The 23,752-nt window shown below is 19.4% G+C and carries 24 protein-coding genes; 9 read left to right on the top strand and 15 right to left on the bottom strand.

Annotated elements, in window-relative coordinates; genetic code table 11:
• Genes gpmA through rpsT form a run of 3 tightly spaced genes read right to left on the bottom strand, consistent with a single transcriptional unit; the run spans window position 1 to window position 1,375 of the window.
• A complete protein-coding gene (gene gpmA, locus GJT90_RS00320; RefSeq protein WP_168919924.1) occupies window positions 1–702 on the bottom strand; it encodes a 2,3-diphosphoglycerate-dependent phosphoglycerate mutase in 702 nt (233 codons plus the stop codon).
• 39 nt (window positions 703–741) lie between these two features.
• The gene (erpA, locus tag GJT90_RS00315) at window positions 742–1,083 is read right to left on the bottom strand and encodes an iron-sulfur cluster insertion protein ErpA (RefSeq protein WP_168919923.1); all 342 of its coding nucleotides are present in this window, start codon (window positions 1,081–1,083) and stop codon (window positions 742–744) included.
• A 28-nt stretch (window positions 1,084–1,111) separates the two neighbouring features.
• Window positions 1,112–1,375, bottom strand: a complete 264-nt coding sequence (gene rpsT, locus GJT90_RS00310) for a 30S ribosomal protein S20 (protein WP_168919922.1) — start codon at window positions 1,373–1,375, stop codon at window positions 1,112–1,114.
• Window positions 1,376–1,583: 208 nt separating this feature from the next.
• Here rpsT and ileS point away from each other — a divergent pair, with 208 nt between their 5' ends.
• Genes ileS through dapB form a run of 3 tightly spaced genes read left to right on the top strand, consistent with a single transcriptional unit; the run spans window position 1,584 to window position 5,631 of the window.
• The gene (gene ileS, locus GJT90_RS00305; protein WP_168919921.1) at window positions 1,584–4,379 is read left to right on the top strand and encodes an isoleucine--tRNA ligase; all 2,796 of its coding nucleotides are present in this window, start codon (window positions 1,584–1,586) and stop codon (window positions 4,377–4,379) included.
• The gene (gene lspA, locus GJT90_RS00300) at window positions 4,354–4,833 is read left to right on the top strand and encodes a signal peptidase II (protein ID WP_168919920.1); all 480 of its coding nucleotides are present in this window, start codon (window positions 4,354–4,356) and stop codon (window positions 4,831–4,833) included. Before ileS ends, lspA begins: the two co-directional genes overlap by 26 nt.
• Before the next feature lie 24 nt (window positions 4,834–4,857).
• Window positions 4,858–5,631 (top strand): 4-hydroxy-tetrahydrodipicolinate reductase, encoded by a 774-nt coding sequence (gene dapB / locus GJT90_RS00295; RefSeq protein ID WP_168919919.1) that lies wholly within the window; start codon window positions 4,858–4,860, stop codon window positions 5,629–5,631.
• A 50-nt stretch (window positions 5,632–5,681) separates the two neighbouring features.
• Here dapB and rplY read toward each other — a convergent pair whose 3' ends face one another.
• The 3 genes from rplY to GJT90_RS00280 are packed head-to-tail and all read right to left on the bottom strand — an operon-like array spanning window position 5,682 to window position 7,947.
• Entirely contained in the window at window positions 5,682–5,969 is a 288-nt protein-coding gene (gene rplY / locus GJT90_RS00290; protein ID WP_168919918.1) for a 50S ribosomal protein L25, read from the bottom strand.
• Between the two features lie 33 nt (window positions 5,970–6,002).
• Window positions 6,003–6,965, bottom strand: coding sequence for a 6-phosphofructokinase (gene pfkA / locus GJT90_RS00285; RefSeq protein ID WP_168919917.1), 963 nt, complete (start codon window positions 6,963–6,965; stop codon window positions 6,003–6,005).
• Between the two features lie 43 nt (window positions 6,966–7,008).
• On the bottom strand, window positions 7,009–7,947 hold the full coding sequence (locus tag GJT90_RS00280) for a cation diffusion facilitator family transporter (protein WP_168919916.1): 939 nt from the start codon (window positions 7,945–7,947) through the stop codon (window positions 7,009–7,011).
• A gap of 207 nt (window positions 7,948–8,154) precedes the next feature.
• Between GJT90_RS00280 and glyQ the strand changes: the two genes are divergently transcribed.
• On the top strand, window positions 8,155–9,033 hold the full coding sequence (glyQ, locus tag GJT90_RS00275; RefSeq protein WP_168919915.1) for a glycine--tRNA ligase subunit alpha: 879 nt from the start codon (window positions 8,155–8,157) through the stop codon (window positions 9,031–9,033).
• A gap of 29 nt (window positions 9,034–9,062) precedes the next feature.
• Window positions 9,063–11,132 (top strand): glycine--tRNA ligase subunit beta, encoded by a 2,070-nt coding sequence (glyS, locus tag GJT90_RS00270; RefSeq protein WP_168919914.1) that lies wholly within the window; start codon window positions 9,063–9,065, stop codon window positions 11,130–11,132.
• On the opposite strand, the gene dapA is transcribed toward glyS, so the two are convergent.
• The 6 genes from dapA to leuA all read right to left on the bottom strand — a co-directional run bounded on the left by dapA (window position 11,124) and on the right by leuA (window position 17,509).
• The gene (gene dapA, locus GJT90_RS00265; RefSeq protein WP_168920247.1) at window positions 11,124–12,002 is read right to left on the bottom strand and encodes a 4-hydroxy-tetrahydrodipicolinate synthase; all 879 of its coding nucleotides are present in this window, start codon (window positions 12,000–12,002) and stop codon (window positions 11,124–11,126) included. The two genes, glyS and dapA, sit on opposite strands and share 9 nt — an antisense overlap.
• A gap of 138 nt (window positions 12,003–12,140) precedes the next feature.
• The gene (locus tag GJT90_RS00260) at window positions 12,141–12,809 is read right to left on the bottom strand and encodes an adenylate kinase family protein (protein WP_168919913.1); all 669 of its coding nucleotides are present in this window, start codon (window positions 12,807–12,809) and stop codon (window positions 12,141–12,143) included.
• A gap of 20 nt (window positions 12,810–12,829) precedes the next feature.
• The gene (leuD, locus tag GJT90_RS00255; protein ID WP_168919912.1) at window positions 12,830–13,429 is read right to left on the bottom strand and encodes a 3-isopropylmalate dehydratase small subunit; all 600 of its coding nucleotides are present in this window, start codon (window positions 13,427–13,429) and stop codon (window positions 12,830–12,832) included.
• Window positions 13,430–13,443: 14 nt separating this feature from the next.
• Window positions 13,444–14,844 carry a 3-isopropylmalate dehydratase large subunit gene (leuC, locus tag GJT90_RS00250; protein ID WP_168919911.1) on the bottom strand — a complete coding sequence of 467 codons (1,401 nt, stop codon included), beginning with the start codon at window positions 14,842–14,844 and terminating at the stop codon, window positions 13,444–13,446.
• 9 nt (window positions 14,845–14,853) lie between these two features.
• Complete coding sequence (gene leuB, locus GJT90_RS00245; RefSeq protein ID WP_168919910.1) at window positions 14,854–15,945, bottom strand: 3-isopropylmalate dehydrogenase; 1,092 nt, start codon at window positions 15,943–15,945, stop codon at window positions 14,854–14,856.
• A 25-nt stretch (window positions 15,946–15,970) separates the two neighbouring features.
• On the bottom strand, window positions 15,971–17,509 hold the full coding sequence (gene leuA / locus GJT90_RS00240) for a 2-isopropylmalate synthase (protein ID WP_168919909.1): 1,539 nt from the start codon (window positions 17,507–17,509) through the stop codon (window positions 15,971–15,973).
• Window positions 17,510–17,744: 235 nt separating this feature from the next.
• Here leuA and ribD point away from each other — a divergent pair, with 235 nt between their 5' ends.
• From ribD to nusB, 3 genes are read left to right on the top strand one after another with little or no spacing between them, the layout of a single operon-like run.
• The gene (gene ribD, locus GJT90_RS00235) at window positions 17,745–18,857 is read left to right on the top strand and encodes a bifunctional diaminohydroxyphosphoribosylaminopyrimidine deaminase/5-amino-6-(5-phosphoribosylamino)uracil reductase RibD (RefSeq protein WP_168919908.1); all 1,113 of its coding nucleotides are present in this window, start codon (window positions 17,745–17,747) and stop codon (window positions 18,855–18,857) included.
• A 37-nt stretch (window positions 18,858–18,894) separates the two neighbouring features.
• Window positions 18,895–19,392: a 6,7-dimethyl-8-ribityllumazine synthase gene (ribH, locus tag GJT90_RS00230; RefSeq protein WP_168919907.1), complete on the top strand. Its 498-nt coding sequence runs from the start codon at window positions 18,895–18,897 to the stop codon at window positions 19,390–19,392.
• The gene (gene nusB, locus GJT90_RS00225) at window positions 19,389–19,808 is read left to right on the top strand and encodes a transcription antitermination factor NusB (protein ID WP_168894555.1); all 420 of its coding nucleotides are present in this window, start codon (window positions 19,389–19,391) and stop codon (window positions 19,806–19,808) included. Before ribH ends, nusB begins: the two co-directional genes overlap by 4 nt.
• A gap of 59 nt (window positions 19,809–19,867) precedes the next feature.
• Here nusB and GJT90_RS00220 read toward each other — a convergent pair whose 3' ends face one another.
• The 3 genes from GJT90_RS00220 to tadA form a co-directional block, all read right to left on the bottom strand.
• The gene (locus GJT90_RS00220; protein WP_168919906.1) at window positions 19,868–20,428 is read right to left on the bottom strand and encodes a DJ-1 family glyoxalase III; all 561 of its coding nucleotides are present in this window, start codon (window positions 20,426–20,428) and stop codon (window positions 19,868–19,870) included.
• Between the two features lie 62 nt (window positions 20,429–20,490).
• The gene (locus GJT90_RS00215; RefSeq protein WP_281352659.1) at window positions 20,491–21,729 is read right to left on the bottom strand and encodes a serine hydroxymethyltransferase; all 1,239 of its coding nucleotides are present in this window, start codon (window positions 21,727–21,729) and stop codon (window positions 20,491–20,493) included.
• The gene (tadA, locus tag GJT90_RS00210; protein ID WP_168919905.1) at window positions 21,707–22,222 is read right to left on the bottom strand and encodes a tRNA adenosine(34) deaminase TadA; all 516 of its coding nucleotides are present in this window, start codon (window positions 22,220–22,222) and stop codon (window positions 21,707–21,709) included. Before tadA ends, GJT90_RS00215 begins: the two co-directional genes overlap by 23 nt.
• 225 nt (window positions 22,223–22,447) lie before the next feature.
• Here tadA and hisS point away from each other — a divergent pair, with 225 nt between their 5' ends.
• On the top strand, window positions 22,448–23,734 hold the full coding sequence (gene hisS / locus GJT90_RS00205; protein ID WP_168919904.1) for a histidine--tRNA ligase: 1,287 nt from the start codon (window positions 22,448–22,450) through the stop codon (window positions 23,732–23,734).
• Window positions 23,735–23,752 lie beyond the last annotated feature (18 nt).

Below are 23,752 nucleotides of genomic sequence, written 5' to 3'. Positions count from 1 at the left end.
TTATATATCATTTAAATAATATTTTTTTTGAAATTTTAATTTATTATTAAATTCGAAAATAATAGGACTACCAGTAGGTATATTTAAATTTACAATATCTTGATCATTAATATTTTCTATATATTTAATTAAAGCTCTTAATGAGTTTCCATGTGCAACAATAAGAATACGTTCTCCATTTATAATTTTAGGTGATATGTCATTTTCCCATATATAAATTACTCTTTTTAAAGTTGTAGATAAACTTTCTGATAAAGGTAATTGATAATCATCTAATTTTACATATTTAGAATCAAATCTTTCCCATTTAGGATCATCTATTGATAATAATGGTGGTTTAGTAGTAAAACTACGACGCCATTTTTGAACTTGTTCTTTTCCAAATTTTTTTAAAATTTGTTTTTTATTCATTCCTTGTAAAGATCCATAATGTCTTTCATTTAATCTCCATGTTTTTTTTACAGGAATCCATAATTGGTTTAATTCTTTTAAAACAAACCATAAAGTATATATTGCTCTTTTTAATACAGAAGTATAAGCATAATCAAATTTAAAATTAAAGTTATTTAACATTTTTCCTGCTTGTATTGCTTCAATTTTTCCCTCTTTTGATAATTTAACATCACGCCAACCAGTAAATAAATTTTTTTTATTCCATTCACTTTGTCCATGACGCAATAATACTAATTTTGTATTAGACATAAATTTTTATCCTTTTTTATAAATATCTATATTTTTATATTAAATATCAAATGAAGAACCACAACTACATGTATTTTTCATACGTAAATTCTTAATAATAAATTTAGATTCTTCAATATTTTCAATATAATCAATTACACTTCCATATAAATATTGAATACTTATTTTATCTATTACAATATTTACTCCTAATGTATTTGTAATAATATCATTTTTTTTTATTTTTTTATCTAACATAAAATCATATTTAAATCCACTACATCCTCCACCTATAATAAATATTCTAAAATTAACATTTTTATTATTACAATATAATTTTTTTATTTTTTTTAAAGCTCTTTTAGTTACAATTATCGATTTATTAATTAATTTACTTTTCATTATTTTAATATATAAAAATTAATAACAATTAAGTAATATTCATAATTTTATTATATAATTTAGATTTATAACGAGATGCTTTATTTTTGTGGATTAATCCTTTTTGTACTTGTCTATCTAAAATAGATTGTGTTATTTTAAATATTTTTTGAGATAATTTTATATTTTTATTAGATATAGCATTATTAACTTTTTTAATAAAAGTACGTAACATAGAACGATAATTCATATTATATTTTCTTTTTTTTTCAGATTTTAAAATTCTTTTTTTAGATGATTTTGTATTTGCCATATAAAAAACCTTTAAATTTCTAATTTATTTATTAATATTTTATAAAAATTATATATTTACATAATATAGTATTATATATAATATCTTTATATAAATAAAATTAATTTTGTATTTATTAATTTTTTTATTAAATAAAATTTATATTATTTATTCATTAAAATAAATAATAATATTTATACATAATTTTTAAAATATAAAATATTTAAAGATGATTAGAATGAAAAATCAATTTGATTTAAATTTACCAAAAACAAAATTTCCAATGAAAGCTAATTTGGTAATAAATGAGTTAATTATATTAAAACAATGGGAAAAAGATAATTTATATAAATTAATATTAAATAGTAAAAAAAATAAAAAAAAATTTATTTTGCATGATGGTCCTCCATATGCTAATGGAAATATTCATATTGGACATGCTTTTAATAAAATTTTAAAAGATATTATTATTAAATCTAAAAACATGGATGGATATTATACTATATTTATACCTGGATGGGATTGTCATGGATTACCTATAGAACAAAAAGTAGAAGAAATATTAAAAAATAAAAAAATTTCTAAAAAACAATTTCGAATTGAATGTAGGAATTATGCTTTAAAACAAATTATTCAACAAAAAAAAGATTTTATTAGATTAGGAATAATTGCTGATTGGGAAAATCCATATTTAACTATGGATTTTAAAACTGAAGCAAATATTATTCGTACTTTAGGACAAATGATAAAAAATGAACATATATATAAAGGAGAAAAACCTGTATATTGGTGTACAAAATGTCTTTCTTCCTTAGCTGAAGCTGAAGTTGATTATATTAGTAAAACATCACTAACTTTTTATATTAAATTTAAAATTATTAATACAGAATTTTTGGATAAAATTTTAAATAAAGAAATAAAAAATTTTAATATTTCATTTTTAATATGGACAACTACACCTTGGACTATACCAGCTAATAAAGCTCTTGCTTTAAATCCTAAAATTTATTATCAATTTATTAAAATTGATGAAAATATTATTATAATAGCAAAAAATCTAGTTAACATCATTATGTTAAAAGCTAAAATTAAAAATTGGAAAATTATAGGAGAAATAAAAGGTAAAAATTTTATTAAAAATAATATTAAAGCTAAAAATCCTATTAATAATAATATTTCGTATATAATTAATAGTAATAATGTTTCAGAAAAATCTGGAACAGGTATTGTACATATGGCTCCTAATCATGGATTAGAAGATTATAATATATGTAATAAACAAAATATAAAATGTTTAGATAAAAATATTATTGATAAAAAAGGATTTTTTATAAAAAATATACATCCTAAATTAGATGGAAAAAATATCTTTTTTTCAGAAAAAATAATTAAAATAATTTTAGAAAAAAAAAATGCATTATTTTTATCAGAAAATTATACACATCAATATCCATACTGCTGGCGTCATAAAATACCAATAATTTATATTTCTACACCACAATGGTTTATTAGTATGGATCAAAATAATATTAGAGAATTAACAAAAAAATTAATAAAAAAAGTAAAATGGATTCCTGATTGGGGATTTAATAGAATGTTTAATATGTTAGAAAAAAGACCTGATTGGTGTATATCTAGACAAAGAACTTGGGGTATTCCAATTCCTTTATTTATTAATAAAAAAACACAAAAAATACATATTAATTCTATAAAATTTATAGAAAAAATAGCATGTATGGTAGAAAAAAAAGGAATACAAGAATGGTGGGATTTAGATATTAAAAAATTTTTAGGTAAAGATTCTATTTTTTATGAAAAAGTGACTGATATTTTAGATGTTTGGTTTGATTCTGGATCTAGTTATAATGTTATTATAAAAAAAATAAATGAATTATATAAAAAACAAGTTGATATATATTTAGAAGGAACAGATCAATATAGAGGATGGTTTATTTCTTCTTTAATTATTTCTGCAGCTATAGATAAAATTTCTCCTTATAAAGGAGTTATTAGTCATGGATTTACCGTAGATGATAAAGGTAAAAAAATGTCTAAATCTTTAGGAAATATTATTAAACCACAAAATATAGTTAATATTTTAGGTAGTGATATTCTAAGATTATGGGTAGCATCTACAGATTATTATAATGAAGTAAGTATTTCTAAAAATATCTTACAAAGAATTACAGAAATCTATAGACGTATTCGTAATACAGCAAGATTTTTATTATCTAATTTATATGATTTTATACCTGAAAAAGATATAATAAAAGAGAAACAAATGTTAATTTTAGATAAATGGATTATTCATAAAACTAAAATGGTTCAAGAAAAAATTATTTATTTTTATAAAAATTATAACATACAAAATGTTGTTCAAGAAATTATGCAATTTTGTTCTATAGATTTAGGTTCTATATATTTAGATCTTATTAAAGATAGACAATATACATTTAAAAAAAAGAGTATAGAAAGATTAAGTTGTCAAACAAGTCTATATATGGTTATTGAATCATTAGTTAGATGGATATCTCCAATACTTTCTTTTACAGCACATGAAATTTGGAATTATATACCTGGATTAAGAAAAAAATATATTTTTACAGAAGAATGGTATTCTAAATTATTTTATTTATCATCAAAATCTTTAATGAATCATGATTATTGGAATGATATTTTTGTTTTTAAAAATGAAATAAATAAAATTATTGAATATGCTAGAAATAAAAAAATTATAAAAAGTTCTTTAGAAGCTGATATTATTGTATATGTAAATCATGATATTTATAAAAAATTAATTTTATTAGGGAAAGAATTACGTTTTTTATTACTAGTGTCTAAAATTAGGTATTTTAAATGTATAGAAAAATGTAGTATAAAATTAATAAAAAAATTTAAAATTATAAAATCTAAATATTCAAAATGTAAACGGTGTTGGTATTATACTAAAAATATTTTTGATGATATTTGTGATCGTTGTAAATTAAATACATTAGGAAATGGTGAAAAACGTTTATTTATTTGATAATTTTCTTAAAAAAATTAATTTATTAAATATATTTAATATAATTATATTAGTTATAATAGATATTTTTAGTAAAAATTATATTATTAATAATATAAAATTACATAATTGTTATTATGTTAAATCTTATTTAAATTTTATTTATTTACAAAATTATGGAATAATTTTAGGTCTTTTAAAAAATAATTATTTTAACAATATTTTTTTAATAATAAATATTATTGTTTTAATTATAACTTTTTTTTATATAAAATATAAAGATAATTCATTATCTTATAATTTTATAATTAGTGGATTATTAGGTAATATAATCAATAGGATTAATTATGGTTTTGTAATAGATTTTATAGATTTACATATTTATAGTTACCATTTGCCAATTTTTAATATTGCAGATATTTTAATATTTATTGGTATATTTATTTTAATGATTAATTATTACATATCGCAATAAAAATAATATAATAGGTTTTTTATTATGAAAAATAATCAGATTCGTTTAGCAATAGCTGGTATTAATGGACGTATGGGACAAAGTATATTAAAAATTTTAAATAATGAAGAACAAAATAATATTTTATTAAGTTGTCTTTTAGAAAAAAAAACAAAATTAAATTTATTAAATAAAATTTTATATAAATCAAATTTTATAAAAATAGATTATAATATAATGAATATTATTAATAAATTTGATGTTTTAATAGATTTTACAAATCCATATTCTACAATAAAAAATATTAATATATGTAAAAAATATAATAAAAAAATTGTTATTGGAACAACTGGTTTTAATAATGAACAAAAAATAATAATAAAAGAAATATCAAAAAAAATAGCGGTTGTTTTATCTTCTAATTTTAGTCAGGGAATTAATATTTTATTTAAAATAATAGAAAATATAACTGAAATTTTTTGTAAAAATAAACAAAAAGATCTAGATATAGATATAATTGAAAAACATCATAAAAATAAAGTAGATTTACCATCTGGTACTGCATTATCTATAAAAGATATTATATTACATGTTTTAAAAAAAAATAATGTTACAAAAAAAATTAATTTTCATTCTATTAGAGCAGCTGATTTATATGGTGAACATAATATTTTATTTTCTTTTATAGGAGAACAAATAGAACTAACACATAAAGCATCAAATAGAATATCCTTTGCTAAAGGAGCTATACAAGCAGCTATTTGGATCAGTAATAAACAAAAAGGTATATATAATATGCAAGATATATTAGAAATATAGTTTTTTATTCAATAAGGAAGAATTTAATAATGTAAAATTGTAATTTTTTATTAAATAAATAAAAAATCTATGTGATAAATTTTAGTAGTTTTATAAGGGTGATATTGAATATCTATAATTTTTACTTTAAAAATTTCATTCTTTTCATTTATTAATTTAAATTTTTTTGAAAAAAAATTTTTAAAATTAATATTTATTATTTCGCTATTATTAATAATAATTGGTATTTCTTTCATTTTTTTACCATAAATAATAGCTGGAAACTTATTATTAATTCGTAATTTTCTACTAAATTTTTTTCCTGTATTTATTCTATTAAAAAAGTGAATATTATTCATATATATCTCTATTTATAATTTATTAATTTTATATTAAAATAATTTTTTAGCTGTATCTAATAAATCTTTCTTAAAAACTTTTTTCATATTTAAAATAGCATCAATAATATCATGGTGAACCATTTTATCATTTTGTACTCCTACACATCTACCTCCATAACCTTTAAATAATAATTCAACAGAATAATTACCCATACGAGATGCTAAAATACGATCAAATGCAACTGGAGAACCACCTCTTTGTATATGTCCTAAAACTGTAGTTCTAGTTTCACGTTTAATTTTAGTTTCAATATATTTAGCTAGTTTATTAATATCACAAATAAATTCTGTAATCAATACTATTGCATGTTTTTTCCCTCTAGCTATACCTAATTTTATTTCTTTTACTAAATCATTTTTATTATAATTAATCTCTGGTAAAACAATAAATTCACAACCTCCAGCAATTGCTGCTGATAAAGTTAAATCACCACATTTTCTTCCCATAATTTCTACAATAGATATTCTTTGATGTGAAGTAGATGTATCTCTTAATCTATCAATAGCTTGTACAATAGTTTCTAAAGCTGTAAAATAACCTATACTATAATCAGTTCCTACTACATCATTATCAATAGTACCTGGAATTCCTATACATGGAAATCCCATTTCTGTTAATAATTTAGCTCCCATATATGTTCCATCACCTCCTATTACAACTAATGCATTGATACCGTGTTTTTTCATATTATTTATAGCAATAGAACGTATTTTTTTATCTTTAAATTTAGGAAAACGAGCTGAACCTAAAAAAGTTCCTCCTCTATTTATAATATCAGAAACACTATGTCTATTTAATTTTATGATATTATTGTTATATAAACCTAAGTAACCATTACATATACCAAAAACTTCGATATTATTTCCTATTGCTGTTCTAACAACACCTCTTATAGCAGCATTCATTCCTGGAGAATCTCCTCCGCTAGTAAGAACACCAATTTTCTGAATCATATTATATTACCTCAATAATATATAATTATTATATGAATTTTAATTATTTTTTAAAAAATCCTTTATATTTTTTAGATACAATAGAATATGGATCTTGATGAATAATTATATCTGAATAAGGAAATTTTTTATTTAAAGCATTCTCTATTTTTTTTGAAATTGAATGCGATTCTAATAAAGGTAAATTATCTTCTAAAACTAAATGAAGTTGTATAAAACGAGTAGGACCAGATTGTCTTGTTTTTAATTGATGTGCACCCATAACCTTGGGCCAAGAAGTTATTATATCTATAATTATTTTTTTTTCATTATCTGGTAATGATCTATCTAATAAAGATTGTATTGCTTTATATCCTACTTTAAAAGAATTAAAAAAAATAAATAAACTTATAATTAATGCTATTATTGAATCAGCTTGTTTAATATTAAAAAAATTTAAAATTAAAGCAAATAAAATAGCACTATTAATTAAAATATCTGATTCATAATGAATCATGTCAGCATGTGTTGCTTGACTGTTTGTTTTTTTAATTACTTTTTTTTGAAAAATAACTAAAATTAAAGTTAAAAAAAATGAAATAATTATAACTAATATACCTATAATTGGATAATATAATTCTGCAGGATGAGATATATATTTTAAACTATTTAAAAATAAAAAAACAGCTGTTATACAAATAAATATACTTTGTGCCAATGCAGATAATGATTCTGCTTTTCCATGACCAAATGTATGTTCTAAATCTGCTGGTTGTAAAGAATAATATATAATTAATAAATTAATTGTTGAAGACATAATATCTACTAAAGAATCCATGCAAGCAGCTAACATACTTATCGATTTTGTTTGCCACCAAGCTATTAATTTTAAAATTAATAATGTTAAAGATAATAATATTGCTAAATTTGTTGCTTTTGTTATTAATTTATTATATTCATTTTCACTTTTTTTAAAAGATATTTTTTGAGAAATGTTACTCATATTTATATTTTATTCCTATTAAAATTTTATAATTTATTATAAATAAACATTTTTTTAAACTTTAAGAATAATAGATTACTTTAACATTAATTTTTATTCTATAAAAAATATGTTAAATTTTAATTTATATTTTTTTATAAAAAATTATATATAATAATTAAATTATTATTTAAATTTTAAATTAATTTTAAAAAAATGAAAAATTAAATGAAAAAATTAAATGAAAAAACATTTCAAGGAATGATATTTATTTTACAAAATTTTTGGTCAAAACAAGGTTGTAATATAATTCAACCTATTGATACAGAAGTCGGTGCAGCAACATCACATCCTATGACATGTTTATATACAATAGGTAAAAAACCTATAAAAATTGCTTACATACAATTATCAAGACGACCAGCGGACGGAAGATATGGTAAAAGTTCTAATAGATTACAACAATATTATCAATTTCAAGTAATAATAAAACCTCCTCCTAGTAATATTCAAAAATTATATTTAAAATCTTTAGAAAAATTAAAATTAGATTTACAAAATAATGATATTCGTTTTATAGATGATAATTGGGAAAATCCTACTTTAGGTGCTTATGGTATTGGATGGGAAATATGGTTAAATGGAATGGAAATAACTCAATTTACATATTTTCAAAAAATGGGTGGTTTAATATGTAATCCTATAACTGGAGAAATTACTTATGGTTTAGAAAGATTAAGTATGCATTTACAAAATGTAAAAAATATATTTGATTTAATTTGGTGCGAGTATAAAAATTCTTATACTACTTATGGTGATATTTTTAAACAAAATGAAATAGAACAATCTATTTATAATTTTGAATATGCAGATATAAATTTTCTTATTTATTCTTTTAATCATTACGAAAAAGAGATAAATTATTTATTAAAATTAAAATTACCATTAATATTACCAGCATATGATAAACTTTTAAAAGCATCTCATTGTTTTAATTTATTAGAATCAAGACATTTTTTATCACATACGGAAAGACAAAGATATATTTTAAAATTACATAATATGACAAAATTAATTGTAACAAAATATTATAATTATATAAAATAAGAAATTATTAATTAGGTAATATAATTATTATGAATAAAAATACATTATTATTAGAAATAGGAATAGAAGATATACCTTCTATTTATTTATTAAAAATATCTAAAGTAATTGAAAAAAATTTTGAAAATGAATTAAAAAAAAACAATTTTAAATATAAAATTCTAAAATGTTTTGCAACTTCAAGAAGAATTGCTATACAAATATTTTATTTAAATGTTATACAAGAAAATTTTATTAAAATTATTAAAGGTCCTTATATTTCTAATGAAAAAAATATTTTTTTAATTGATAAAGTGCAATTTTGGATAAAAAAACAAAAAATACATGATGTAAAAAATATTTTTTATAAAAAAAATTATGTTTTTTATAAAAAAATAATAAAAGGATTACACATTAAAAATTTATTAATAAAAATGGTTATAAATTCTTTAAAAAATATTTCTTCTATTCCTAATTTTATGTATTGGGATAAAGATATTTTTAAATTTATTAGACCTATTAGAAATTTAGTATTTGTTTTAAATAAAAAAAATATTAGAAAAAATATATTAAATATTAAATCTAATAATATAATTTTAGGACATAGATTTATGTGTAAAAAAAAAATAATTTTAAAACATGCATTAGATTATGAAAAATTATTATTTGAACAAGGTAAAGTAATAGTTGATTTTATTAAGCGTAAAAATATCATTATTAATGAAATTAAAAAAATCACAACCAATTTAAATAGTTATACAAAGATAACTAATATTTTTTTAGAAGAATTAACTTCTATGGTAGAATGGCCAATTTTATTACTAGGAAAATTTAATAAAAAATTTTTATTTTTACCATCCGAAATATTAGTATATGTTATGGAAAAATGTCAAAAATATATTCCTTTATATGATAAAAATAATCATTTATTATCTAATTTTATTATATTAATAAATATTGAAACAAATAATTATAAAATGATTATAAATAGTCATGAACAAATTCTTAAATCAAAATTTAAAGATGTTAAATTTTTTTTTGAAAATGATTTAAAAATAAAATTAGAAGTATATTTAAATAAATTAAAAAATATTATTTTTCAAAAAAATTTAGGTAATTTATTTGAAAAAACTCTTCGTATAGAACAAATATCTAAATATTTAGCAAAAATATTTAATGTTAATATAAAATATTGTGTTAGAGCTAGTAAATTATTAAAATGTGATTTAGCAACACAAATGGTTTATGAATTTCCTGAATTACAAGGTATTATAGGAATGTATTATGCAAAATATAATCAAGAAAATAAAAATGTAATAAAAGCTATTAAAGAATTATATAAATATCAAAAAAATTATTTAATAACTAAAAATATTATTTCTTGTATTTTATTTATCTCAGATAAAATAGATACTTTAGTAGGAATTGCTAATATTTCATTATTACCAACAGGTAATAAGGATCCTTTTGCTTTAAAAATAATAACATTAAATGTTATACGTATTATTATAGAAAATAAATTACAAATTAATTTAAATAAATTAATTTATTTAAGTTTATTTTTATATAAAAAAAATTTTACTAATAAAAAACAAGTATTAGAAAAAATAATAAATTTTATAAAAAATAGATGTAAAAGCTGGTATTTATCATTAGGTTATAATAAAAAAATTATTTATTCTGTCTTAAATTATAAAATTAATGAATTAATTATTTCAGATTATAAAATAAAAGCTTTAGATAAATTTTTTAAAGTAGAAAAAAAACAAAGTATTTTATTAATTTTTATTAATAAAAGAATCAATAAAATTTTATTAAAAAACAAAAAATATGTTAATTATAATTATCAAATCAATTATTCTTTACTAAAAATAAAAGAAGAAATTATCTTAGTTAATTATATCAAAAAATTATCTAAAATTTTAAAATTTCAAATTAAAAATTATCAATATTATAATATATTATTAATTTTGTCAGAACTTTATTATCCTATAGATAATTTTTTTAAAAAAGTAATAATTAATCATAAAAATAAAATAATTAAAAGTAATAGAATTACAATATTATATAATATAAAAAAATATTTACTAATAATAACTAATCTAGAAAATTTATATTAAATTTAATTCTTTTAATGTTATTTTAATAATTTTTTTACTATACTTAGTAAGTGGAGTCATTGGTAATCTTATTGTATCATTATTTATTAATCCTATTTTTTTTGCAACCCATTTTACGGGTATAGGATTAGATTCAATAAATAATTGATTATGTAATTTAATTAAATCTTGATTAATTTTTTTTGCTTTATCAAATTTTTTTTCTTTTATATAGTCACAAAATTTTTTCATTATTTTAGCTGCAATATTTGCAGTAACTGATATAACTCCATCTCCACCTAATTGCATAAATTCAAAAGAAGTTTTATCATCTCCACTAATTAAAAAAAACTTTTTTTTAATAAGATTTTTAATCTTATTTATTCTTGACAAATCTCCTGTAGCTTCTTTTATACCTACTATATTTTTAATTTTGGATAATTTATAAATTGTTTCTGGTAACAAATCACATCCAGTTCTGATTGGAACATTATATAATAATTGCGGTAATTTAGTATTATTTGCAATTTTTTTAAAATGCTGATATAAACCTTCTTGTGTTGGACGATTATAATACGGTGTAACATTTAAACATCCTACAATACCAGAATTTTCAAGAATAGATATCATCGCTATACTTTTAGATGTAGCATTAAATCCAGTACCAGCAATAATAGGTATTTTATTTTCTGAATAATCTAATGCATACATTATTACCTTAATATGTTCATTATATGTTAAAGTAGCTGATTCACCTGTCGTTCCTACGACAACAATTGCTTTTGTACCACTATTAATATGATATTGAATAAGTTTTTTTAAACTTATTTTACAAATATTACCTTTAATATCCATTGGAGTTATAAGTGCTACAATACTTCCGGTGAACATTAGATCATAACCCATTTTCATATTTATTATTTATTTATAATAACAAATTTAAAATAAATAAACAAATTATTATGTTTATAAATATTTAATTATTAATTTACTTAATTAAAATTAAATTTTTTTTAAAATAAAAATTTTTTATTTATTTTCTTTAATAAGATTTAAAAAATTATTTATTTTTTTTTGTACACTTAAAATAGATGACATATTATTTATTTTTTTATAAAAAAAATTTTTTTTTAATAATTTTTTTTTATAAAAATAAATTAATGGTTTGGTATGTATTAAATATTCTTTTAAACGATTATTAATTGTAATAATATTATCGTCTATTCTAGTTATTAATTTTTCTCCTGTTATATCATCCCTATTTTTAATTTTTGGAGGATTTAATATCTTATGATATATTCTTCCTGAAGGTTCATGTATTTTTCTACCTAAAATTCTTTTTATAATTTGTTTTTTTGGTATATAAAATTCAATAATAATATTAATTTTTATATTTTCTTTTGTTAAAATATTTGCTTGTAAGATATTTCTAGGAAAGCCATCTAATAAAAATCCTTTTTTACAATCTATATTTTGTAATCTTTTTTTAATTATTTTAATTATAATTGAATCAGTAACCATTTTACCTTGATTAATGAATTTTTTTATTTCAGAAGTTAAATTAGAATTTTTATTATTTAAAATAAAATTTCTTAATATATTTCCTATAGAAATATTAGGTAAATTATATTTTTCAGATATAAATCTAGCATAAGTTCCTTTACCTACTCCAGGAGGTCCTAATAAAATTATACGCATTTTATAAATTTCTTATATTTTTAAAAAAAATTAAAATATGTTTTTTCAAACATATGAATTTTTTTAGAATGTTTCATGGTTAAATCTATTTGATCTAAATCATTTACAATAAAATTGATTATTTCTTTATTAAGATTAAAGTTAAAAAATTTATTATTTATTTTAATTTTTTTAGAAATTAAATTAATATTACAACTAATTCCAGGATATTTATTTACAATACAAAATAATTTATTAATTATTACTTTTTCTAAAGTTATTAACAATAATTTATTATTAATTGCATTACTATAAAATATATCTGCATAACTAGATGCAATAATAGTATGGAAACCAAAATCTAATAAAGACCATGGAGCATGTTCTCTTGAAGATCCACAACCAAAATTTTCTTTAGTTAGTAAAATTTTTGAATTTTGGAATTTTTTTTTATTTAAAATAAAACTTGGGTTAGGTATTTTATTATTATTATCTAAATATCTCCAATCATTAAAAAGATATTTTCCAAATCCTTTTTTATCATTTTTTTGTAAAAATTGTTTAGGTATAATAACATCTGTATCAATATTTGAAATATTTAATGGTGCAATAATACCATTATATTGAAATTTTTTTTTCATAATTTTTTATTTTTTTATATAATTTTATTTATATCTACAAAACAACCATATATAGCTGCTATTGCAGCCATAATAGGGCTAACTAAATGTGTTCTACTATTTTTTCCTTGACGTCCTTCAAAATTTCGATTACTTGTGGAAGCACATCTTTCACCAGGTTTTAATTTATCATTATTCATTGCTAAACACATTGAACAACCAGGATATCTCCATTCAAAACCAGAATTTTTAAAAATTTTATCTAATCCCTCTTGTTCAGCTTGTTTTTTGACTAAATTAGAACCAGGAACTACTATAGCTGTAACATTAGAAAAAACTTTTTTACCAAAAACTATTTTAGCAGCTAATCTTAAATCTTCAATTCTAGAATTTGTACAAGAACCAATAAAAACTTTATTAATTTTTAAATTAATTAATTTTTTACCTTCATGTAAATTCATATAATTTAAAGCCTTAATTGCTAATTTTTTCTTATTTTTATCTTTATAAGAATTTATTAAAGGTATATATTCATTTATACTAATTGATTGTTCAGGATTAGTACCCCAAGTAATTTGAGGAGATAAATTTGAAATATTAATATTTATTATTTTATCAAATTTAGCATTTACATCACTATATAAAGTTTTCCAATATTTTACTGCTTGTATCCATAATTTATTTTTAGGTGAAAAATTTTTATTTTTTAAATATGAAAAAGTAGTGTTATCAGGTGCAATTAATCCTGATTTAGCTCCCATTTCAATAGACATATTACAAATTGTCATTCTTGATTCCATACTAAGTTTTTTTATTACATTTCCAGAAAATTCAATAACATATCCATTACCCCCACTAATGCCTATTTTTTTTATTATTGATAAGATGATATCTTTAGCAGTAATGTTATTTGGTATACTTCCATTAATATTTATTAACATGTTTTTAGAAATATCTTGTTTTAAAGTTTGTGTTGCTAAAACATGTTCTACTTCTGTAGTTCCTATTCCAAAAGCTAATGAACCAAAAGCTCCATGGGTAGAAGTATGTGAATCACCACACACAATGATCATACCAGGTAATGTAATTCCTTGTTCAGGACCTATAACATGTACTATTCCTTGTAAAGGATGATAAATATCATATAATCTTATTTTAAAATCATTGCAATTTTTAATAAGTATCTCCATTTGTTTTTGTGCTATATTTCCCGATGCTTTAATATCTCTAATTTTAGTTGATACATTATGATCCATAGTAGCAAATGTTTTATTTGGTTTATAAACTTTTCTATTTTTATTTTTTAAACTTTGGAAAGCTTGTGGTGAAGTAACTTCATGTATAAAATGTCTATCAATATATAATAGATTTGTATTATTTTTTATATTTAAAATAATATGTCTATTATAAATTTTTTCATATAATGTTTTTCCCATATTTATATCCTATATAATAGATTCCATAATTAATGTTCCCATATCATCTGTTGTAACAATTTTTTCATTTATACTATTAGTTAATAAATCTTTAGTTCTATAACCTAGATCTAGTGTTTTTTTTATAGCATTCTTAATTTTTTGAGATGAATATTTATCTTTTAAAGAATATTCAAGTAACATTGATAGTGATAAAATTTGTGCAATAGGATTAGCTATATTTTTTCCAGCAATATCAGGTGCAGAACCACCTGCAGGTTCATATAATCCAAAAAAATTTTGATTAAAACTAGCTGAAGGTAGATTACCTACTGATCCTGTAATCATAGCACATTGATCAGAAATTATATCACCAAAAAGATTCGGACATAATATTATATCAAATTGTGAAGGTTTTTTCATTAATTGCATAACAATATTATCAATATACATATGTTCTAATTTTACTGATGGATATTGTTTAGATATATTTACTATAACTTCTCTCCATAATATGGAAGTATTTAAAACATTTGCTTTATCAACAGAACAAATTTTCTTTTTTCTTTTTAAAGCTATATTAAAAGCAATATATGCTATTCTTTCTATTTCAAGTCTTGAATAAATTTCTGTATCAAATGCATATTCATTAATTCCTTTTCCTTTTCTTCCATTAGGTAAACCAAAATATATTCCACCAGTTAATTCTCTAATACAAATAATATCAAATCCTTTATTTAAAATTTTTTCTTTTATAGGACTTAAAGAATTTAAATTTTTATAAAAAAATGTAGGACGTATATTAGCAAATAAATTAAAATGTTTTCTTAATTTTAATAGTGCACCTTTTTCTGGTCTTTTATTTAAAGATAAATGATCCCATTCTGGTCCTCCAACAGATCCAAATAAAATAGCATTAGAATTTTCACAACCATGTAATGTTTTTTTAGGTAAAGGATTACCATATTTATTAATAGCTATTCCACCAACTGCATATTCATTAATTATAATTTTTGTATTTAAGTATTTTTCAATTTTTTCTAATATTTTTATTGTTTGTTTCATTACTTCTGGACCAATACCATCTCCTGGTAAAACAGCTATTGTAAATATATTAGACATAGTAATTCCTCAATAATTTTAAAATTTATTTCTGTTTTAATATATTTTTTTTTATTTGTTGAAATCTCCAAATATTATTAATACTATTAATTAATGCAATAATAAAAGCTTTTATTATATTTTTAGATAAACCAATTCCATTAAAAATTTTTTCTTTATATTTTAATTTAATATTAACTTGTCCTATTAATTTTTTAATATTATTTTTAGTAATTAATTTATATTTAATTAATTTTATATCATAATTTATAATCTTCATTATAGCTTTATATATTGCATCTATAGGACCTAATCCTATTGCTGCTTTTAATTCAATTAATTTACCACATTTTAATTTTATAGTTGCAGTAGATATATTAGAATTTGATTGTATATTAAAATATATTAATGAATAAAATTCAACATAATTATCCACTTTATTATTAAAAGCCAATGATTCTAAATCATAATTAAATATTTGTCCTTTTTTATCAGCTAATTTAATAAAATTATTATATAATTTATTAATATCATATTCATGTTTTTTATATCCCATTAATTCCATATGATATTTTACAGCTGCTCTACCTGATTTTGCTGTTAAATTAAATTCAGTTTTTTTTAAACCAATAATTTTTGGATCTAAAATTTCATATGTTTTTTTATTTTTTATCATACCATCTTGATGAATTCCAGAAGAATGAGAAAAAGCATTTTTTCCTACAATAGCTTTATTTATAGATAAAGGAATATCACAAATTTCACTTACTATTTTACTTGTAATATATATTTTATTATAATTAATATTATTATAATAGTTCATATTTTTTTTTCTTGTATATAATGCCATGATAACTTCTTCTAAAGCACAATTTCCAGCTCTTTCTCCTATTCCATTAATTGTTCCTTCTATTTGTTTAGCACCTGCATTTATAGCTGTAATTGCATTTCCTACGGCCATTCCCAAATCATTATGAGTATGTACTGAAAGAACACATTTATCGATATTATCTACTTTATTTTTTAAAGTAGAAATAATATTGTAATATTCTTGAGGAAAAGTATAACCTACTGTATCTGGAATATTAATAGTTGTAGCTCCAGCTTTAATTGCTTTTTTAACAATTAGACATAAATTATTAATAGGAGTTCTACTTGCATCTTCGCAAGAAAATTCAATATCATCAGTATATTTACGAGCATATTTTATCATAAATACTATTTTTTCTATAACTTCATTTAAATTTGTTTTTAATTTTGTAATAATATGTATGGGAGAAGTTGCTAAAAAAATATGAATTCTAAAATTTTTAGCTTTTTTTAAGGATTTATATACCATATCTATATCTTTTTCTTTACATCGTGCTAAACCACATAATTTACTATTTTTTATAATTTGTGATATTTTTTTAGAAGTTTTATAATCTTTTGGAGAAGAAATAGGAAAACCTACTTCAATAATATCAATACCCATATTTTCTAATGCTATTGCAATTTTTATTTTTTCTTTAGTATTTAAATTAAATTTTAATGATTGTTCTCCATCACGTAATGTAGTATCAAAAAGAATAATTTTTTTTTTCATATAAATATCGTCTCTTAAAATTTTATTAAATAATTTATTTGTAATATTTCACAATTTTAAAAAATTATTTTTATATATAGTAATATTAATAATTAATTAATTTTTGTAAATTTTTATTTAATTTTATGCTAATAATATTTATAATATGAAATTATCAAAATTAAAATTAAAATTTATAATTATTAAAATATTTTATTAAAAAATTATTATTTTAATTTATATTTTAAGGTTTATTATGTATTTAATAGATAAATTTTATATGTTACGTGCAATTAAATTAGCTAAATTAGGAATTTTTACTACTACTCCTAATCCTAATGTAGGTTGTATTATTGTAAAAAATAAAAAAATTATAGGTCAAGGATATCATTTTAGAACAGGAGAATCTCATGCAGAAATTAATGCATTAAGAATGGCTGGAGAAAATGCTAAAGGATCAACAGTTTATCTAACATTAGAACCTTGTAATTATTCAAATTTAACACCTTCTTGTTGTCATGCATTGATTAATGCTCAAATAAAACGTATAGTAGTAGCAACTAAAGATCCTAATCCTAAAATTAATGGTAAAAGTTTAAAATTATTACAATTAAAAGGAATTCTAATTACAAAAAATATTTTATCTCAAGAAGCTAAATCTATTAATACAGGTTTTTTTAATAGAATGAATAAGGGTATTCCTTGGATACAATTAAAACTAGCATCTTCTTTAGATGGTAAAATTGCATTATTTAATGGTAATAGTAAATGGATATCATCAAAAATTGCTAGAAAAGATGTACAGGAATTAAGAGCAAAAAATTCAGCTATTTTAAGTACAAGTAAAACTGTTTTACAAGATAATTCTACTTTATTAGTTAAATGGAGTAAATTAAATTATCATATTAAAAAAATTTATCCTAAAAAATTTTTAAGACAACCTATTCGTATTATTTTAGATAGATTAAATAAAATAAAACCTAATAATAATATTATAATTAATCCGGGAAAAATATTTTTAATAAAATCTAAATATACTTTAGAAAAGTGGCCTAATTACGTAAAACAAATTATTATTCCTGAAATAAATGGTTATTTTAATTTAAAAAATTTATTTAAAATATTAGGAGAAAAGGGTATTAATAATATTTTAATTGAAGCTGGTAGTATTTTATCAGGATTTTTAATTAATTCTAATTTAATAGATGAGTTAATTTTATATTTAACACCAAAATTATTTGGAAATATTGCATTAAATTTATGTAATATTAAAAAATATGTAAATATTATTGATGTACCAAATTTTTATTTTACAAAAATAAAAAGAATAGGACCAGACTTAAAATTAATATTAAGGCCTGTAAAATAATTTTTAAATATAAAAAAATATAAAGGATACTATAATTATGAAAATAATAGATGAAAATATTATGGCATCTAATGCAACAATAGCTATTGTTGTATCAAGATTTAATAAATTTATAAATAAAAATTTATTATGTGCTACTATAGATACCCTACAAAGAATAGGAATGGTACAAAAAAAAAATATAACTATATGTTGGGTACCTGGAAGTTATGAAATAGCATCAGTAATTCAATTATTAATACAAAAAAAATTTTATAATGGTATAATAGCTATTGGAACTATTATTAAAGGTAAAACACCTCATTTTAAATATTTATCAAAAGAAGTTTGTTTCCAAATATCTAATTTATCAGTTAAAAATAATATTCCAGTTTCTTTTGGTATTTTAACAACAAATAATATTGAACAAGCAATAGAAAGATCTGGAATAAAAATAGGAAATAGAGGTACTGAAGCTGCTTTAACTTTATTAGAAATGATTAATATATTTAAATCAATAAAATTATTAAATAAAAATATAAAGGAAATTAAGTGAAATTTACAGATAGATATCAAGCAAGAAAATATGCTTTACAGGCCATATATTCTTGGCAATTATCAAAAAATAATTTTCATGATATACAATATTATTTTTTAAATGAGTCTATACAAGATATTAAAAATATTGATATTGATTATTTTAATGATTTAATAAATGGTGTAATAGTTAATAGTATTTATCTAGATAATGTAATGAAACCATTTTTATCTCGTAAATTATTTGAATTAGGACAAATTGAAAAAGCAATTTTACGTATATCATTATATGAATTAATAAATCGTTTAGATGTACCATATAAAGTTGTTATAAATGAAAGTATTTATTTAGCAAAAAGTTTTGGTGGAGTTGATAATAGTTATAAATTTATTAACGGTGTATTAGATAAAATAGCAAATAAATTAAGAATTTAAAATATTTTTTATATGATATATTTTAAATTAATATTTTTAAATTTAATTTATAAAAATAATTATAATTCTCTTCCAATTTTTAAAGAAATTTTTTCTCCTAAAATAATTTTTACTAGTTTTAAATTAAATTCAATCGCATATTTAACACTCTGAGCTGTTAATAATTTATTTTTATCATCCCAAAAAATTGGATATTTTGACCATTGATATTTCGGTATTAGAGATTTAAAATTTAAATATCCAGTCATTTTTGCTGTAGGAAAAATATTATTAGAAGCAATAACTATTGCAGGAGATGCACATATTGCTCCAATTATTCTTTTAGTTTTTTTAAATTTTTTTAAATATTTTAATAAAAGAAGATTTTTACTAAAATGTTTTGATGCTTTTAAACCACCAGGAAGTAAAATTGCTTTTACATTTGAATCATCTTTTAATTCTTTTAAAAAAGTATTACTTATAATATTAGTACCATGTGCACATGATATTTTATATTTATTGTTTGTACTCACTAATATAACATTAATATTACTTCGAGTTAATATATCTATAGAAGAAACTGTCTCTATATCTTCTACACCATCTGTAACACAAAGAAAAACAGAATAATATTTTTTCATAAAAACATACCTTATTTAAATAAATTTTAAATTATAAAAAATATTTTTTATAAAATAAAATTTCATTTTTTATATACAGGAAATAATTTACATAATTTAATTATATTATCTTTTATATTTTTAATATATATATTTTTTTTATTTATAATATTAATTATATAATTAGATAATAATAATATTTCTTTCTCTTTAAAACCTCTTTTTGTAATTGCAGGAGTGCCTATTCTTATACCAGAAGTAATATTAGGAGGGTTTATATCATCAGGAATACTATTTTTATTTACTATAATATTATATTTTTCTAATAATTTTTCTGCTTCTATACCAGTTATTTTTTTATTTGTTAAATCTATTATAAATAGGTGACTATCTGTATTATTTGATACTATTTTATATTTATATTTTTTAAATATTTTTACCATTAATTTTGCATTTTTTAATACTTGTTTTTGATATGTAATAAATTTTGGTGTTAATGCTTCTTTAAATGCTACTGCTTTAGCAGCTATTACATGCATTAATGGTCCTCCTTGTATACCTGGAAATACTGCTTTATCAAATTTTTTAAATAAATGTTTATTTTTTTTTGTAGATAAAATAATACCTCCTCTAGGACCTGATAATGTTTTATGTGTTGTGCTTGTTACTACATGTGCATAAAATAATGGGTTCGGATATATTTTTGCAATAATTAATCCAACAATATGTGAAATATCTACTAAAAAATATGATCCTACTAAATCAGCAATGTTTCTCATTTTTTCCCAATCACATATTCTAGAATATGAAGAAAATCCTCCAACAATAATTTTTGGTTTATATTTTTTTGCTAAAAATAATAAATAATCATAATCAATAATTCCCTCTTTATTAATTTTATAAGATATATTTTTATAAATTTTCCCTGAAAAATTAACTTTAGATCCATGAGTTAAATGTCCTCCATGCGAATTTTTTAATCCCATAATAATATCTCCAGGATTTAATAAAGCTAAATATACAGCAAAATTAGCTTGAGATCCTGAATGTGGTTGTACATTTACATAATCTGCATTAAATAATTGTTTAGCTCTATTTATAGCTAATTTTTCTATTTTGTCTATATATTTACACCCACCATAATATCTATTATTAGGATATCCTTCTGCATATTTATTAGTTAATTGAGATCCTTGTGCATACATAGTATTAAAAGATGCATAATTTTCAGAAGCTATTAATTCAATATTTTCTTCTTGTCTTATTTTTTCTTTATTTATTAAATTAAATAATTCTATATCATGTTTTAAATTTTTTTTCAAAATTAATAAACCTTTTTGTTAAAAAATTATTTTTTCTTTTTTTATTAAAAAAATTTTTTATAATATTCGTAGATTTGTTAATTAAAATACCAGAACTAATTTTTAGTTTATGATTAATATCATAAATTTTCAATAAATTTATAAAAGATCCTAGTTTATGATTTTTTCCACTATATTTTTTATTATATGAACTAAATACTAAACGAGTAATTCTACTAATTATTATAGCTCCAAAACACATTAAACATGGTTCTAATGTTACATACATAGTTGTATTTAATAATCTATAATTTTTTAAAAACTTTCCTGCTTTTCTTAAAGCTATTATTTCAGCATGTGCTGTAGGATCATTTTTTTTTATTGAACTATTATAACCGTAGGAAATAATTTTATTATTTTTAACAATAATAGCACCAACTGGTATTTCTCCAGAATTTTTAGCTAAAATAGCTATTTTTAAAGTATATTTCATCCAATAAATATCATTATTCATTATAATATAGATTTTTATATATAATTATATTAATATTTTAATATATTAAAAATATAATATATTATATTTATTTTTTATTATAGTTATAAAAATAAAAAATTAAAATAAATAAAGATATTTACTTTCTCATTTCATATTTTAAAATATACTAAATTTTATTAAATAATATTAATATAACTTAAAATTTAATCTAAATTAGTATTTATATTAAAAGAGTATTTTATAGTGATAAAAAAAATTACTGCTGTTCACGGTATGCATGATTGTTTATTTCCAGATACTTTACTATGGGAAAATATTGAGAATATTATTAAAAATACTTTAAAAAATTATGGTTATCAAGAAATTAAATTACCTATTTTAGAAAAAAGTAAATTATTTAAGAAAACTATTGGAGAATCTACAGATATTATAGAAAAAGAAATGTATAATTTATTTGATAAAAATAAAGATTCGTTAACTTTACGTCCAGAAGGAACTACAGGATTTTTACGTTCCATAATAGAAAATAATATTTTTTCTAATAATAGACGTTTTTGGTATAATGGACCAATGTTTAGATATGAAAGACCTCAAAAAGGACGATATAGACAATTTAATCAAATTGGAATAGAAATAATTGGATTAAAATCTCCTTATATAGATGCTGAAATAATTATTTTAACAAATAATTTATGGAAAAAATTAAATATTACAAATAATATTTTTCTAGAAATTAATTCTATTGGTTCCATAATAGATAGACAAAAATATATAACAGAATTAATATTATTTTTTAAAAAAAATTTAAAATTTTTAGATTTTAGTTATCAACAAAAAATATATAAAAATCCATTAAGAATATTAGATTCTAAAAATAAAAATATTCAAAAATTATTAAATTATGCTCCTAAATTAAAAAATTTTCTTAATGAAAAAAGTGTAAATACATTTAAAAAATTATGTGAAATATTAAATTTTATGAATATAAAATTTACTATAAATAATTATTTAGTTAGAGGATTAGATTACTATAATGATATAGTATTTGAATGGAAAACAAATAATTTAGGTACTTCTAAAACTATATGTGGAGGTGGTAGATATGATAAATTAATTAATAAAATGAGTTGTAACAGAGATAAAAACGGAGTTGGATGTGCTATTGGAATGGAACGTTTAATTTTATTAATTAAAAATACTGAGTCTATAAAATTAGATACAAATTTTTTAATAGATATTTTTTTAATTCCAATGGAAAATAATTATACTTTAAAAAAAATTTTAATGATTGGAGAATTAATTAGAAAGAATTTTCCAAAATTAAGAATATTAACTAGTTATCTTTTTAAGAGTTTAAAAAAACAAATTGTTCACGCAATTAAATATAAATCTCATTTTATAATTATAATAGGTTTAAAAGAAATAAATAATAATTCAATTATAGTTAAAAATTTATATTCTAAAAAACAAGTAACTATACCAGAAAATCAATTAATATTAAAATTAGAAAAAATTTTTAAAAATATTTAAATTAAAGTTTATTATATT

The organism is Enterobacteriaceae endosymbiont of Donacia dentata (genome assembly GCF_012570745.1).
Classification (GTDB): Bacteria; Pseudomonadota; Gammaproteobacteria; order Enterobacterales; family Enterobacteriaceae.
This window is presented reverse-complemented; position numbering and strand designations above follow the sequence as displayed.

Excerpts from the sequence above, each read along its gene's own strand:
- pfkA (WP_168919917.1), bottom strand. The coding sequence starts at position 6,965 with ATGATTCAGAAAATTGGTGTTCTTACTAGCGGAGGAGATTCTCCAGGA.
- rpsT (WP_168919922.1), bottom strand. The coding sequence starts at position 1,375 with ATGGCAAATACAAAATCATCTAAAAAAAGAATTTTAAAATCTGAAAAA.
- dapB (WP_168919919.1), top strand. The coding sequence starts at position 4,858 with ATGAAAAATAATCAGATTCGTTTAGCAATAGCTGGTATTAATGGACGT.
- erpA (WP_168919923.1), bottom strand. The coding sequence starts at position 1,083 with ATGAAAAGTAAATTAATTAATAAATCGATAATTGTAACTAAAAGAGCT.
- ribD (WP_168919908.1), top strand. The coding sequence starts at position 17,745 with ATGTATTTAATAGATAAATTTTATATGTTACGTGCAATTAAATTAGCT.
- leuB (WP_168919910.1), bottom strand. The coding sequence starts at position 15,945 with ATGTCTAATATATTTACAATAGCTGTTTTACCAGGAGATGGTATTGGT.
- glyQ (WP_168919915.1), top strand. The coding sequence starts at position 8,155 with ATGAAAAAATTAAATGAAAAAACATTTCAAGGAATGATATTTATTTTA.
- rplY (WP_168919918.1), bottom strand. The coding sequence starts at position 5,969 with ATGAATAATATTCACTTTTTTAATAGAATAAATACAGGAAAAAAATTT.
- dapA (WP_168920247.1), bottom strand. The coding sequence starts at position 12,002 with ATGTTCACCGGAAGTATTGTAGCACTTATAACTCCAATGGATATTAAA.
- leuA (WP_168919909.1), bottom strand. The coding sequence starts at position 17,509 with ATGAAAAAAAAAATTATTCTTTTTGATACTACATTACGTGATGGAGAA.
- GJT90_RS00220 (WP_168919906.1), bottom strand. The coding sequence starts at position 20,428 with ATGAAAAAATATTATTCTGTTTTTCTTTGTGTTACAGATGGTGTAGAA.
- ribH (WP_168919907.1), top strand. The coding sequence starts at position 18,895 with ATGAAAATAATAGATGAAAATATTATGGCATCTAATGCAACAATAGCT.
- leuD (WP_168919912.1), bottom strand. The coding sequence starts at position 13,429 with ATGAAAAAAAAATTTCAATATAATGGTATTATTGCACCATTAAATATT.
- GJT90_RS00260 (WP_168919913.1), bottom strand. The coding sequence starts at position 12,809 with ATGCGTATAATTTTATTAGGACCTCCTGGAGTAGGTAAAGGAACTTAT.
- glyS (WP_168919914.1), top strand. The coding sequence starts at position 9,063 with ATGAATAAAAATACATTATTATTAGAAATAGGAATAGAAGATATACCT.
- lspA (WP_168919920.1), top strand. The coding sequence starts at position 4,354 with ATGGTGAAAAACGTTTATTTATTTGATAATTTTCTTAAAAAAATTAAT.
- GJT90_RS00280 (WP_168919916.1), bottom strand. The coding sequence starts at position 7,947 with ATGAGTAACATTTCTCAAAAAATATCTTTTAAAAAAAGTGAAAATGAA.
- ileS (WP_168919921.1), top strand. The coding sequence starts at position 1,584 with ATGATTAGAATGAAAAATCAATTTGATTTAAATTTACCAAAAACAAAA.
- tadA (WP_168919905.1), bottom strand. The coding sequence starts at position 22,222 with ATGAATAATGATATTTATTGGATGAAATATACTTTAAAAATAGCTATT.
- gpmA (WP_168919924.1), bottom strand. The coding sequence starts at position 702 with ATGTCTAATACAAAATTAGTATTATTGCGTCATGGACAAAGTGAATGG.
- leuC (WP_168919911.1), bottom strand. The coding sequence starts at position 14,844 with ATGGGAAAAACATTATATGAAAAAATTTATAATAGACATATTATTTTA.